General features: G+C 59.1%; 11 protein-coding genes. 2 read left to right on the top strand and 9 right to left on the bottom strand.

Features of this window, described 5'->3' with window-relative positions; translation table 11 throughout:
- Window positions 1–2 precede the first annotated feature (2 nt).
- The gene (locus NHF56_RS18810; RefSeq protein WP_252807462.1) at window positions 3–566 is read left to right on the top strand and encodes a (2Fe-2S)-binding protein; all 564 of its coding nucleotides are present in this window, start codon (window positions 3–5) and stop codon (window positions 564–566) included.
- A gap of 228 nt (window positions 567–794) precedes the next feature.
- Entirely contained in the window at window positions 795–4331 is a 3537-nt protein-coding gene (locus tag NHF56_RS18805) for a molybdopterin cofactor-binding domain-containing protein (protein ID WP_252807461.1), read from the top strand.
- Window positions 4332–4389: 58 nt separating this feature from the next.
- Here NHF56_RS18805 and NHF56_RS18800 read toward each other — a convergent pair whose 3' ends face one another.
- The 9 genes from NHF56_RS18800 to chvE all read right to left on the bottom strand — a co-directional run bounded on the left by NHF56_RS18800 (window position 4390) and on the right by chvE (window position 14205).
- The gene (locus NHF56_RS18800) at window positions 4390–4887 is read right to left on the bottom strand and encodes an RES family NAD+ phosphorylase (protein ID WP_252807457.1); all 498 of its coding nucleotides are present in this window, start codon (window positions 4885–4887) and stop codon (window positions 4390–4392) included.
- A complete protein-coding gene (locus tag NHF56_RS18795) occupies window positions 4887–5237 on the bottom strand; it encodes an antitoxin Xre/MbcA/ParS toxin-binding domain-containing protein (RefSeq protein ID WP_252807455.1) in 351 nt (116 codons plus the stop codon). Before NHF56_RS18795 ends, NHF56_RS18800 begins: the two co-directional genes overlap by 1 nt.
- A 66-nt stretch (window positions 5238–5303) precedes the next feature.
- Window positions 5304–6461, bottom strand: a complete 1158-nt coding sequence (locus NHF56_RS18790; protein ID WP_252807453.1) for an alpha/beta hydrolase — start codon at window positions 6459–6461, stop codon at window positions 5304–5306.
- A gap of 164 nt (window positions 6462–6625) precedes the next feature.
- Window positions 6626–7543, bottom strand: a complete 918-nt coding sequence (locus tag NHF56_RS18785; RefSeq protein WP_252807451.1) for a dihydrodipicolinate synthase family protein — start codon at window positions 7541–7543, stop codon at window positions 6626–6628.
- 16 nt (window positions 7544–7559) lie between these two features.
- A complete protein-coding gene (locus tag NHF56_RS18780) occupies window positions 7560–8492 on the bottom strand; it encodes a Gfo/Idh/MocA family protein (RefSeq protein WP_252807449.1) in 933 nt (310 codons plus the stop codon).
- Window positions 8492–10234, bottom strand: a complete 1743-nt coding sequence (gene araD, locus NHF56_RS18775; RefSeq protein ID WP_252807447.1) for an L-arabinonate dehydratase — start codon at window positions 10232–10234, stop codon at window positions 8492–8494. The genes NHF56_RS18780 and araD overlap by 1 nt, the downstream gene beginning before the upstream one ends.
- Window positions 10235–10261: 27 nt before the next feature.
- Entirely contained in the window at window positions 10262–11509 is a 1248-nt protein-coding gene (gene mmsB / locus NHF56_RS18770; RefSeq protein WP_252807446.1) for a multiple monosaccharide ABC transporter permease, read from the bottom strand.
- 12 nt (window positions 11510–11521) lie between these two features.
- Complete coding sequence (mmsA, locus tag NHF56_RS18765) at window positions 11522–13036, bottom strand: multiple monosaccharide ABC transporter ATP-binding protein (RefSeq protein WP_252807443.1); 1515 nt, start codon at window positions 13034–13036, stop codon at window positions 11522–11524.
- 104 nt (window positions 13037–13140) lie between these two features.
- Window positions 13141–14205 carry a multiple monosaccharide ABC transporter substrate-binding protein gene (chvE, locus tag NHF56_RS18760; RefSeq protein WP_252807441.1) on the bottom strand — a complete coding sequence of 355 codons (1065 nt, stop codon included), beginning with the start codon at window positions 14203–14205 and terminating at the stop codon, window positions 13141–13143.
- Window positions 14206–14290: the final 85 nt, after the last annotated feature.

Below are 14290 nucleotides of genomic sequence, written 5' to 3'. Positions count from 1 at the left end.
ACATGGCGCGAGAATTTGAAATTCAAGTCAACGGCAAGGCATCGCGCGTGCATGCCGAGCCCGACACCCCGCTTCTCTATATCCTGCGCAACGACCTTCAACTGAACGGCCCGAAATATGGCTGCGGGCTTGCCCAGTGTGGCGCCTGCGCCGTGCTGGCCAATGGCAAGCCCGTGCGCGCCTGCATGGTGCCGCTGGAGGCTGTCGGCAAGACCGAAATCACCACGCTGGAAGGGCTAGGTTCGCCGCAGAACCCGAACCCCGTGCAAGCTGCTTTCGTCAAGCATAATGCCGCCCAGTGCGGCTATTGCATCAACGGCATGATCATAGCGGTGACAGGTCTTTTGAACACCAACCCCAATCCATCCGACGACGACATAAAACAGGCGCTCCGCCACCACCTCTGTCGCTGCGGCACCCACATGGAAATCCTCGCCGCCGCCCGCGAAGCAGCTGATATGATGGCGGGGGCGAGCCCCCTTTCTTCTCCCCTTGGGGAGAAGGTGGCCGAAGGCCGGATGAGGGGTTCTCCTTCTGGCGTTGAAAACAGGGATTTCCATGACTGAAAGATCGCAGGCGTGGCTTAGAAAACCTTGGGCAACCGGTCGTGCACGCAAGCTCTCTGAAAAGAAAGAAGCGTTGCCCACAATATTGGTTCCGCTCGACAGAAGTTTGACAACGCCCATTTATCACGCGACGAAATTTGCCCCAGGTGACCTATCGCAATGGGAACCCCTCATTGTCACGCTGCGCGCGACATTTCTCCCCAAGGGGAGAAAGAGGGAGCAAGCCGCATGACCTCACCTCGCGACACGAAAAAGGCCGAATGGCTCTCCAAAAGCGAGGGGCTTTTTGTTCTGCGTGATCCGCAGGCAGCTGCGCCTGACGCCGAGTTGTTTCTCGTTATCGAACCTTCAGGCATCACCGCCTTTTGCGGTCATGTGGATCTCGGCACCGGCATTCGCACCGCACTTGCCCAGATCGTCGCCGAAGAACTCGATGTTCCCTTCGATACGGTCACCATGGTGCTCGGCTCCACCGATGCCGTGCCGGATCAGGGGCCGACGATTGCCAGTGAAACGATCCAGATTTCCGCTATTCCGCTGCGTCAATCCGCGGCGACGGCACGGCATTACCTGCTGAATAAGCTGGCCGTTGAGCGTGGATTGAAACCTGAAGAGCTAGCAGTTGAGGATGGTATCATCCGCCCGACCAATGGTGAAAACTGGTCGGTCACCTATGGCGATCTGGTGGCGGGCGAAAAGTGTCTTCTGGCGCTTGATCCGCAGGCACGGGTCAAGCCCGTTTCTGAGTATCGGTTGGTGGGCCAATCCGTGCCGCGCAACGACATTGCTGCCAAGACCTCGGGCCAGTGGGCCTATGTGCATGATGTGCGCCTGCCCGGCATGCTGCATGCACGCCTGGTGCGCCCGCCCTATGCGGGCTGGGATTTCGGTGACCACTATGGCACGAGCCTGATTGAGGTGAAGCGCCAGTCCATCGCCGATATTGAGGGCATTGTTGATGTCGTCATCATCGGCGATTTCATCGGCATTGTCGCCGAGCGCGAGGAACAGGCGATCAAGGCCGCTGACCGGCTGGAGGTCGTCTGGCGTGAACCGCAAGTGCGGCCAGACCTCAACACGCCGGAAGAAGCGCTGCGCAACAACCCGTCTGAAGAGCGCAAGCTTGGCGAGAAAGGTGATATCGAACGCGGGCTGGAAGGTGCCGCGCAGACCTTTGAGGCCACCTATGTGTGGCCCTATCAGATGCATGGCTCCATCGGTCCGTCCTGCGCGGTGGCCGATTATCAGGATGGCAAGCTCACCGTCTGGTCCGGCACGCAGAACCCCCATTGGTTGCGCCGCGATATTGCCCAGCTGATGAAGATGCCCGAGCATGATATTGCCGTGGAGCGGTTGGAAGCTGCCGGCTGTTATGGCCGCAACGGGGCCGACGATGTGTCTGGCGATGCGGCTCTGCTGGCGCGCGTTGTGGGGCGGCCGGTGCGCGTGCAGCTCACCCGCGAGCAGGAACACCAGTGGGAACCGAAAGGTGCCGCACAGGTAATCGACGTGAAGGGCGGTCTCGACGCGGAGGGCGGTCTTGCCGCCTACCAGTTCGATACCTGTTATCCCTCAAATGGCGCGCCGCTTCTGGCAAATCTGCTGACGGGCCGCGTGCCTGCCATTCCGATCACCTTCGACATGGGGGACCGCACGGCAATCCCGCCCTACAGCTTCCCCAATATGAAGGTGGCGGTGCATGACATGCCGCAGCTTGCCCGCGCAGCCTGGCTGCGTGGCGTTTCGGCCATGCCCAACACCTTTGCGCATGAATGTTTTATCGACGAGCTGGCGGCTGCCGCCGGCGTCGATCCGGTGGAATACCGCCTGCGCTATCTCACCGATCCCCGCGCCGTCGATCTCGTGCGCGAGGTGGCTGAAAAATCCGGCTGGGTGGAACACAGTCTGCCGGGCTCGATGGGCTCGGAAGGCGATATCGCCTATGGTCGCGGCTTTGCCTATGCCGTTTATGTGCACGGCAAGTTTCCCGGCACTGCGGCGGCCTGGGCAGCCTGGGCGACAGAGGTGGCCGTCAATAAGAAGACCGGCGAAATCGGCATCATGCGTGTGGTGGCGGGTCAGGACAGCGGCCTGATGATCAACCCCGACGGGGTGCGCCATCAGATCCACGGCAATGTGGTGCAATCGATCAGCCGTACGCTGAAGGAAAGCGTGGAGTTTTCGCCAACAGCGGTCACGTCGAAGGATTGGGGTACTTATCCGATCCTGCAATTTCCCGAATTGCCGACCATCGAAACGCTGCTCATTCCGCGACCTGACGAGCCGCCGCTAGGCGTAGGCGAAAGCGCATCTGTGCCGAGTGCCGCAGCCATCTGCAATGCGGTCTATGACGCCATCGGCATTCGTTTCCGCGAACTGCCGTTGACGCCCGAGCGTGTCTTGGCGGCGTTGAACGAGCGGGAGCCGGAAGAAGAAACCAGGCCGACAGAGCCCAAGCCGGCCAAGCGCAAAAGCCTGATCGCGGGTCTCTCAGGTCTCGGTCTCGGTGCATTGGCTGCCGGCGGCTTGGCGTTGCTCAGCCCCATCAAACCCGCCATCCCCACCATTGCGCGGCCTGACAGCGGCGTCTTTTCGGCGCAAACGATCGAGCAGGGCAGGCTGGTGGCCGCAGCCGGTGCCTGCAATGTCTGCCATGTGGGCAGCGATGGAACGGCCTTTGGGGGCGGGCGCATTTTCGAAACGCCCTTCGGCAATATCGTTGCATCCAATATTTCGCCTGATCCCGAAAACGGCATCGGCAATTGGTCCTATCCCGCTTTTGAGCGGGCCATGCGCAAAGGCATCAGCCGCGACGGCCACCACCTTTACCCGGCCCATCCTTACACATCATTTGCCGGTGCAAGCGATGCTGATCTGCAGGCGCTTTATGCCTATATGATGAGCGGGCAGGCGGTGGCAAAGCCGGTCGCCAAGACAGAGCTCGCCTTCCCCTTCAACCAACGCTGGCTGATGTCGGCGTGGAATGCGATGTTTGCCAAGAGCGAAACCTTCACCCCGGTTGCAGCGAAATCTGCGGAGTGGAATCGCGGTGCCTATCTCGTGGAAACGCTTGGCCACTGTTCGGCCTGCCACAGCCCGCGCAATGCGCTGCAGGCAGAGCTTGATGGGGCTCAGCATCTGGCAGGCGGTTACGCCGATGGCTGGGAGGCACCTGCCCTGACGACAGCTTCGATGAGCCCGGCAGGCTGGGATGCGGACGCGCTTTATGCCTATCTGCGCTATGGCCATTCGCCCCACCACGGCCCCGCCGGTGGACCGATGGCGGAGGTTGTCGAATCCTTCACCGCGCTGCCTGACAGCGATATCCGCGCGATGGCAACCTATCTTGCTGAGGGCAGGGAAACTGCGGTGGAAGCGAGGGCAGCCGATGCGCTTGAAGCCTCGATGGCTGCCCGCGACAGCGCGCTTGTCACTGCGCCGCGCGGTGCCCGCATTTTCGAAGGGGCTTGTGCAAGCTGTCACGGAGAAAATTCAGACCTCACATCGCTGGCGCTCAATTCCAACCTGCACAGCGCCTCGCCGAACAATGTGCTGCAGGCGATCCTGAATGGTCATGAAGCGCCCGCCATCCTTGCCGCCAAGACCGGTCGAGAGGGCGCTTCCCTTATGGCCATGCCGGCCTTCGGCAAGCTCTATGATGACAAGCAGATCGGCGAATTGACAGCTTACCTGCGGGCGCGCTTCGCGCCGGAAAAACCGGCTTGGGAAAATGTGGGCGAGGTGTTGCAGGATCTGCGGCGGTAAGGGCCAGGCGAATAGGCCAGCGCGGCCAACGTCAAAAATGCCGTTATTGGTGTGACGTTCAGCGCAGCAGTCGCCCATCATCGTCAATCAATCTCAGCCGATGCGGTGCGTCTGCGCTCCATTTCCACAGGACCATATTGAGGTCGTCGGGCTTGGCCCCGCGGGCAAAGCTTCTGACCAGAAGACCGTGATAGCCGGCATCCATCAACCTGCGTGCAAATGTCTGGATCGGCGCTTCGCCGTCTAGCAGCATGCGCTCGCGCCAGTCCTCGGCGGCCAATTGCGCGGTGCTGAACTGATGGGCGTCCAATGCAGCCTCGTCCCGACTGTCGAAGATATTTTCCATGTCGGCTTCGTAGGACACCAGCGTTGTTGGCTGAAGATGGCCGATCTGGTTGGATTCACGAATGGCGGTCATCACAGAGAGTGCGGTATAAAGCGCAGGCGTTCCCTTGGGATTAAAGCGCCCGCCGTAAAGCGCAGCCCCCTTGCCGGAAAGTGGTTCGCGCGCATAGACGGGGTTCAGCGCGCGATAGAGTTTGCCGCGAAAATGCATCAGGCATAAACGCCTGCATCAACCGCATCAATGTAGTCGAGCACATCGCCTGCCCGTCCGCCGGTCACGAGCTGCATCGCCGTCTGGCCGGAAAAGCCGGACAGGGGCTCGGAGCGGTACCACGCATAGGCGATCAGCTCGGAGCCAAAACGCGGCTGCACCTTGTTGATGATCTCAATCATTTCGCGCAGGCGCTTCTGTGTCTTGCTCGAGCGCAGGCGATCCTTGCGCTGAACGGCATCCTTGCCCAAACCCGCCGTGCGCGCCACATCTGCAATGGTCGTGTGAAAGGCGTCCGCAATCTTCTGCGGCGCAAACAGTCCGTCGTCTGAATATTGTGCGAGGCCCATGACAAGCTCCAAATGCCATATCTTATGACGCAATATAGCGTCAATAAACGTGGCATTCAAGGAGTGCTATTGGCGTGTGGCTGCAGCGGCGGCAGTAAAGGGCGAAAAGAGCGTGTTGTTGACCGCATTGAAAACAAAGACGCCGGCTTGCTGGACCTTGTTCACCTGCGCATCGGCCTTCAATTTTGGATAGATCGCCGCAAGCTCCTTGAATCGGTCGTGATTGGTGCCATCGCTGGACGTCAACTCCGAGATGTCGACAACGGTGACATTGGCCCTGACGACCGCTTTGTTGATAAGAGGATCATTGATATTGATGGAGCCCGCGCGTTCATCTCCGGCAAGAAGGCTCGAAAGGTAGAGCGCCCGGTCATCGGGCGAAACCAGCAGAACGAGCGGCGTCCGCAGCCGCCCGACGACCTTCAGTTGGGCGCGAAAAACATCGACATCAATGTCGGGCGCGGCCAGAATGACCGACAGATGGTTGAGCGCGCGATCCTGGCCCGTGAGCCGCAATTGGCGCAGCGCCTCCATGGTGAGCCATCCGCCCATGCTGTGGCCGATGACAACCGTTCTGCCGCTGTGGCTGCGGGTGAGGTCGTCGAGCAGGTGCGTCAGCTGATCGCGCGAATAGGTGGCTGAGTCCTTGTCGGCTATATAGCCGCGCAATTCGCCTTCGGATGGCCACGCGAAGAGCACCGACACCCCGTCCACATTCGCGTCAGCAGCCATCTGCGCCATGCGGAAAAGCGATTCCTGAAAGGTGTAATTGAAGCCGTGAACGAAAACGCCGACCTCCTTGTCCTGGGCGCGGCTCTTCGCGATTGCCTGCAGGAAAGCGGCGTGGCTGATTTGCTCGGCGGCGATAACGGTGAAGCTCTTTTCCGGGTCCGGCTTGCGGTCGGGATATTCGATATTTCCGGGCTCGTGCGAGCGCGGTATCGAAAGCGTGTAACGCATATACCGCACGTCTTCGGCTCTGCCGCTGTCAAATCCTCTGCCGTCCTCGTTGGGTGTTCTGGTGGTCACGGCATAAATCGTCACCTGCCGCCAAGGTTTTTCCTTCAAGGCGACAGGGGCCAAGACGGCGTCCGTCGGCCTCGTGCCGCAACCTGCCAGCAAAACGGCCATCAAAAGAAGAATGAGGATCGCAGCACATTTTGCCTGCGCCTCCCAGCGAAGGGATGGGAAAGGCACACAAAGACGGGTCGCACTGTGCTGCATCAGAACCTGATCCTGAATTGCGCATGGAGAGAAAACGTCGGCAGCACGGGATCCCGGTTGGTCCTGCCGCCGCATCACCATGCCAACGGTAAAATTCAGCGCCGACCCTAGTGGGGATCGGCGCTGAATGAAAGCCCTTGTACAGGATGGATTTCAGGCCGGGCCTATTTGCCCCACTTGAGCGCGATGAGATCCAATTCGCCGGAAAGCTGCAGCAGACGATCCTTGGTGCGCTGGCTCATCGGTTTCAGCGGATGGCGCACGTGGTCGGATTTGATCACGCCACCGGCCATCATCACGGTCTTTGCCGCGCGCAGCCCGCATTGACGGTTTTCGTGGTTGATCAGCGGCAGGCAGAGCTTCCACTGTTCCAGTGCTGCATCCGTATTGCCGGCCAGAAACTCCGTCACGATCGGACGGATCTTTTCCGGCTGCAGGGCCGATGTCATCGTGCCGGTGCAGCCTGCGTCAAGGTCCGCCAGCAGCGTGACGGCTTCTTCGCCGTCAAAGGGGCCGACAATATGGTCGCCACCGGCTTCGATGAGAGCTGCCAGCTTGTCGGCTGCAAAGGGTGTTTCGATCTTGAAATAGGAAACATTCTCGATTTCCTTGGCCATGCGGGTGAGCAAGGGCACGGAAAGCGTTGCGCCTGAAATCGGCGCATCCTGGATCATGATCGGAATGGAAATCGCGTCCGACACGGCCTTGAAATGTTCAAAGATGCCGGCTTCGGCAGGCACGAGACCAACGCCGTGATAGGGCGGCATCATCATGACCATGGAGGCGCCCATGGCTTCGGCAGATTTGGCGCGCTCCACCACAATGCCGGTATAAAAATGGCTGATCGTGACGACAACGGGAACGCGGCCTGCCACATGCTCTAGGCTGATTTTCATCAGCAGGTGGCGTTCTTCATCCGAAATCAGAAACTGCTCGGAATAGTTGGCCAGAATGCAGATGGCGTCCACACCCTGATCGATCATGCAATCGAGCACGCGGCGCATGCCCTCTTCATCCACGCGGCCATCGGCATGGAACGGGGTCGGGGCGACGGGCAGAATACCGGTCAGCGGCTTTTTCATAATATTCTCCAAAGTTCTACCAGTCGAAGGCGTCTACGGTTTCGCGACGGCCAAGGGTGAAAGCGTCTGCCACGTGGCGCATGGGTGCCAGATCCATGTCGATGCTGCGGGCGGAAACCAATCGCGCCATATTGGCGTAAAGACGGGGATATTCGCCCGAAAGCGTTTCGGACGGGGAGGGCGGTGAAATGCCATCGATTGTGGCATGCGCGCCACCTTCGGTAAGCTTGAGCAGGCCCTGTTCCGTCTCGACCTCGATCGTCCAGGTTTGATGGCCTTCCTGCCGCCAGTCGAAGACCGCTGAAACGTCTGCGGCATGCGGGTGATAGAAGGTCAGATCGGCGGCAATCGGTGTCTGACGGTTTTGTGGGAACTTCAAAACCGCGCCAGTCAGATGGATCGCGTCGGGCAGAATTTCCGTCACGATGGAAAGCGCATTGATGCCGGGGTCGAAAACGCCAAGCCCACCGGGTTCAAACACCCAGTCCTGGCCCGGATGCCAGCGGCGAACATCCTCTTTCCAGGTTACGGTCAGACGCTTGAGTTTCTGCTCGGCCAACCAAGCCTTGGCCGCAGCCACCTTGTCGGCCTCGCGTGAATGCCATGTGGCATAGAGCGACAGGCCCTTCTTGCGAGCCAGTGCTTCCAGCGCGTGGCATTCAGAAAGAGAGGCGCCCGGCGGCTTTTCCAGCATGACGTGACGTCCGGCCTCAAGCGCTGCCACGGCATAGGCAAAACGCGGCACGGGCGGAAGAGCGAGCGACACGACGGGAATATCCGGATGTGCATTGAGCATCTCCGCCATATCGGTGAAGGCTTCGACACCCTCGACCGTGCCGTGACGGGAAACGGTGGCGGCAAGTTCCCAGTCCGGGCTCGCGTTGATGGCCGGAACATGCTGGTCGACGGCAATCTTGCCGATGCCGACCAGTGCGATCTTTGTAACCATTAGTGCGAGTCCCTTCCAACCGGCGCGCCGCGACACCCTTTCAGGAAGTCGAGGTCAGCCCCGGTATCCGCACCCATGACATGGGTCTGGTGCAGCCATGCATAGCCCGATGTCGGGCTGTCGGCGAGCGGCTTCCATTTTGCCAGGCGGGCCTGCAGTTCTTCATTGCTGATATCGAGATGAATGCGGCGGGCTTCGACATCCAGCTCAATCATGTCGCCATTCTGGACAACCGCCAGCGGGCCGCCGGCTGCCGCTTCCGGCGAGGTGTGCAGCACGACTGTGCCATAGGCGGTGCCGGACATGCGCGCATCCGAAATGCGCACCATGTCGGTGATGCCCTTTCTCAGAACTTTCGGAGGAAGACCCATATTGCCGACCTCAGCCATGCCCGGATAGCCGCGCGGGCCACAATTCTTCATCACCATCACGCAGGTTTCGTCAATGTCGAGCGTTTCGTCATTGATCTTGGCCTTGTAGTCGTCGATATCCTCGAAAACCACGGCGCGACCGCGGTGCTTCATCAGATGCGGGGATGCGGCAGAGGGTTTCAGCACCGCGCCGTTGGGGGCCAGATTGCCGCGCAGAACGGCAATGCCGCCATGCGCTGTCAGGGGCTTGTCGGCGGGCAGGATCACATCTTCATTGTGGTTGACGACGTCCTTCACCTCATCCCAGATGGGTCCGCCGGACACGGTGAGAGCGTCTTTATGAAGGAGACCCGCCTCGCCGAGCCGCTTGATGACGACCGGCAGGCCACCGGCATAGAAGAACTCTTCCATGAGGTATTTGCCGGACGGCATAAGATTGACGATGGTGGACACATCGCGTCCGCAACGGTCCCAATCATCAAGCGTCAGGTCAACACCGATACGACCTGCGATGGCGAGAAGATGGATCACCGCATTGGTGGAACCGCCGATGGCGCCATTGGTGCGGATCGCATTTTCGAAATTCTTCTTGGTCAGAATATCGGATGGCTTGAGATCGTCCTTCACCATCTGAACGATGCGCATGCCCGTCATGTGCGCCATCACGCGGCGGCGGCTGTCGACGGCGGGAATGGCGGCATTGCCCGAAAGCGTCATGCCAAGCGATTCCATCATGGAGGCCATGGTGGAGGCCGTGCCCATCGTGTTGCAGGAACCGGGCGAGCGCGACATGGACGCTTCGGCCTCGGCGAACTCGGACTGTGTCATTTCGCCAGCCTTTACGGCTTCAGAAAACTTCCACAGATGCGTGCCGGAACCGACGCGTTCGCCGCGGAAATAGCCGTTCAGCATCGGACCGCCGGACACCATGATGGTGGGCAGGTCGCAGCTTGCAGCACCCATCAAAAGCGACGGCGTGGTCTTGTCGCAGCCGACCAGCAGCACGACGCCGTCCATCGGCTGCCCGCGGATTGCCTCTTCCACGGATAGGGCAGCCAGGTTGCGGAACATCATCGCCGTCGGGCGGAACGCGCTTTCAGAAGCTGAAAAGACCGGCACTTCAACAGGAAAACCGCCCGCTTCGTAAATTCCGTATTTCACCTTTTCGGCAAGATCGCGCAGATGGGCGTTGCAGGGCGTCAGTTCAGACCATGTGTTGAGGATGCCGATCACCGGGCGTCCATCGAAAAGATGATGGGGCAAGCCCTGGTTCTTCATCCAGCCGCGGTGATAGATCTGGTCACGGCCATTGCCGCCGAACCATTCCTGCGACCGTAATTTGCGAGGCCATTGGGCCGGTTTGAAAGTCATCGACTTAATTCCTTGTGAGGCGCAGGTTCAGCCCTGTTTCTGTTTGTTGTAAACGTCGAAGATAACGGCAGCGAGCAGCACCAGGCCCTTGATCATCTGCTGATAATCGATGCCGATGCCCATGATGGACATGCCGTTGTTCAACACGCCCATGAGGAACGCGCCGACCACTGCGCCAATGATCGTGCCGACACCGCCGGACATGGATGCACCACCGATGAAGACGGCTGCAATCACGTCAAGCTCCAGACCAAAACCGGCCTTCGGTGTTGCCGTGTTCAGACGTGCGGCAAAGACGAGGCCCGCAGCAGCCGCCAGAATGCCCATATTGGTGAAGGCAAGGAAGGTCAGCCGCTCGGTCTTGATACCGGAAAGCTTGGCCGCCTTGGCATTACCGCCGAGCGCATAAATGCGTCGGCCAATCACCGTCGACGAAGTGATGAAGGCGTAGATGATGGTGAGCACACCCATGGTGATCAGCACGTTTGGCAGACCACGGAAGGTGGAGAGCTTGTAGGTGATGAAGATCAGAGCGGCAGCAACGATGACATTGCGCGCGATGAAGAAGCTTGAGGGCTCGTCTTCGATACCGTAGGCCTTGTTGCGCGCGCGCTGGCGCGACCCCATCCAGAAGATGATGATGGCAGCTGCCACGCCGGCAAAGAGAGCCAGCACGTTGACCTTGCGCGCGTCAAAAATGCCGGCGAAAAATTCACCGATACCGGCGGGAAAGATATCGGGAACAAAGCCGTTTGCGACGATCTGGAATTCACGCGGGAAGGGGCCGACCGACTGGCCTTCGAGCAGCCAGAGCGACAGGCCGCGGAAAACCAGCATGCCCGCCAGCGTCACGATGAAGGACGGAATTTTCCAATAGGCCACCCAATAGCCTTGCGCAGCGCCAACGAGCCCGCCGACGATGAGACACACGACGATGGTGGCATAGATCGAGATGTCGTAATTCACGATCATCACGGCTGCGAGTGCACCGACGAAGCCCATGACCGAGCCGACCGAAAGATCGATATTGCCCGACACAATGACAACCAGCATGCCGAGCGCCATGATGATAATGTAGCTGTTCTGCAAGAGCAGATTGGTGACGTTAACGGCGCGCAAAAGCGTGCCTTCGGTGACGATCTGGAAAAACGCCATGATGACGATAAGCGCCAGAAGCAGACCGTATTCGCGAAGGTGCGAGGCCAGATAGGCCGCAACGCCCTTGCTGGAGCCTGATGCATCGCTGGAAGAATGTTCAATATTGGCCGAATCCATGACTTGGCTTTCCTATTCGTTCACAATGAGCGACATGATGCGCTCCTGACTGGCTTCTGCGGCTGTCAGTTCCCCGACAAGCGCGCCTTCATTCATGACATAGATCCTGTCGCACATGCCGAGCAACTCGGGCATTTCCGACGAGATCATGACAACGCCCTTACCCTGGGCGGCCAGATCGTTGATAATGGTGTAGATTTCATACTTCGCGCCAACGTCGATGCCGCGCGTGGGTTCATCCAGGATGAGTACCTCGGGCGAGGTGAACAGCCACTTGGCCAGCACCACCTTCTGCTGATTGCCGCCGGACAGGTTCACCACCTTCTGGAACACCGATGGCGTGCGCGTTGCAAGCGCCTCACGATAGTGCTCGGCAATGCGGGTTTCCTCGTTGCGATTCAGCACGCCGCCGGAAGAGACGGCTTCCAGATTGGCCAGCGTGGTGTTGAAACGGATCGGCTCATCAAGCACGAGGCCGAGAGACTTGCGGTCCTCGGTCACATAGGAAATACCGGCCTTGATGGCGCGCGGCACGTTGGAAACGTCGACCGGCTGGCCTTTCAGCTTCACCGTACCGGAAATATTGCGCCCATAGGAGCGTCCGAAAATCGACATGGCAAGCTCGGTGCGGCCCGAGCCCATGAGGCCTGCAATGCCCACAACCTCGCCGGCGCGGACATTGAAGGACGCATTCTTGATAACCCTGCGTTCCTTGTGTTCCGGGTGCCAGACGGTCCAGTCCTCGACTTCCATGAGAATGTCGCCCGGCGTGCGGGCGTGCTCGGGAAAGCGGTGCGTCATGTCACGACCCACCATGTCGCGCACGATGTCGTCTTCGCTCAGCCCCTTGGCGGGAAGCGTCGAGACGGTCGTGCCATCGCGGATCACGGTCACCGTGTCGGCGACATAGCGCACTTCGCCGAGCTTGTGCGAAATGATAATGCTGGTAACACCCTGCGCCTTCAATTCCAGCATGAGGTCAAGCAGCTTGCGGCTGTCATTTTCCTGCAATGCGGCTGTCGGCTCGTCGAGGATGAGCAGTTTCACATCCTTGGAGAGCGCCTTGGCGATTTCGACGAGCTGCTGTTTGCCCACGCCGATGGAGTCAACCAGGGTGGTGGGTGCTTCCCGAAGGCCGACTTTAGACAGCAGTTCTTCGGTGCGCCGGTTGGTCTCGCGCCAGTCGATGACGCCATTGGACGCGCGCTCATTGCCCAGAAAGATGTTCTCGGCAATGGAAAGCTGCGGCACAAGCGCCAGTTCCTGGTGAATAATGATAATGCCGCGTTTCTCGCTGTCGAGAATATTGCGGAAGTTGGCCGGCTCACCCTCGTAGAGGATTTCGCCCTCAAAGCTGCCTGCAGGATAAACGCCGGAAAGAACTTTCATCAGCGTCGATTTGCCGGCACCATTTTCGCCGCATACGGCGTGGATCTCGCCTTTTTGAACTTTAAGACTCACCTCGTCGAGCGCTTTGACGCCCGGAAACTCTTTGGTGATCTTACGCATTTCCAGAAGCGTAGTCATGGTTGATCGTCTCGACCTTGATTATTGCCGGGCGCTTTGAAAAGCCCGGGAAAACCCGCCGGGCGAAAAAACCCGGCGAGTGATGGCTTGTTCAGGATTTTTTCTTACTTGATCTGGTCCATCGTGTAGTAGCCAGAGTCAATGAGAACCTTTTCCCAGTTGCTCTTGTCTACAGAAACCGGCTCCAGCAGATAGGAAGGAACAACCTTTACGCCATTGTCGTAGGTCTTGGTGTCGTTGATTTCCGGCTCGCCGCCCTCGAGAAGAGCGTTGACCATGCCAACGGTGACACGTGCCAGTTCACGCGTGTCCTTGAAGACTGTGGAATACTGTTCGCCAGCCAGGATCGACTTGACGGAGGGAACTTCTGCGTCCTGACCGGTCACGATCGGCATTTTCATGTCGCCGGAGCCGTAGCCAACGCCCTTGAGCGAGGAAAGGATGCCGATGGAAAGGCCGTCATAGGGCGACAGAACGCCGTTGATCTGCTTGTCCGTGTAGTAGGCAGACAGAAGGTTATCCATGCGGGCCTGTGCCACAGCACCATCCCAACGCAGCGTGCCAACCTTGTCCATGCCTGTCTGGCCGGAAACGATGTTGATCTTGCCTTCGTCGATCATCGGCTGAAGAACGCTCATGGCGCCATTGTAGAAGAAGTAGGCGTTGTTGTCGTCCGGAGAACCGCCGAAGAGTTCAACATTGTAAGGGCCGTCGCCGAAACGCTCTTTGAGGCCGTCGACCAGCGAAGTTGCCTGCTGAACGCCAACCTTGAAGTTGTCGAAGGTCGCATAGTAGTCAACGTTGCCCGAATCGCGGATCAGGCGGTCATAGGCAATCACCTTGATGCCCGAGGCTGCAGCATTTTCCAGAGCGTTCGAAAGCGTCGTGCCATCGATGGCTGCAATCACGAGGACGTCGACGCCCTTGGTGATCATGTTTTCAATCTGTGCCAGCTGGTTCGGAATATCGTCTTCAGCATATTGCAGATCAACATCATAACCCGCATCGGTGAACTGCTTGACCATGGAATCGCCGTCGGAAATCCAACGTGCAGAAGACTTCGTCGGCATGGCAATGCCGATAGAGCCCTTGTCGGCAGCCATTGCAGGTGCAGTTACAAGCCCGACGGCAAGTGCCGCCGAGGCGAAAAAGGAAACCAGTTTTCTCATCATATCCTCCCGGAGATTTCGGAGCAGGCACGTCTATCGGCCAAGACCCCGCAGGTACTGTTTTTACCTCACTCGAAATTAGAAA

It is taken from the genome of Rhizobium sp. L1K21 (genome assembly GCF_024055895.1).
Lineage (GTDB): Bacteria > Pseudomonadota > Alphaproteobacteria > Rhizobiales > Rhizobiaceae > Ensifer_A.
The sequence above is the reverse complement of the archived record's forward strand: the minus strand, read 5'-3'. Positions and strand labels throughout refer to the sequence as shown.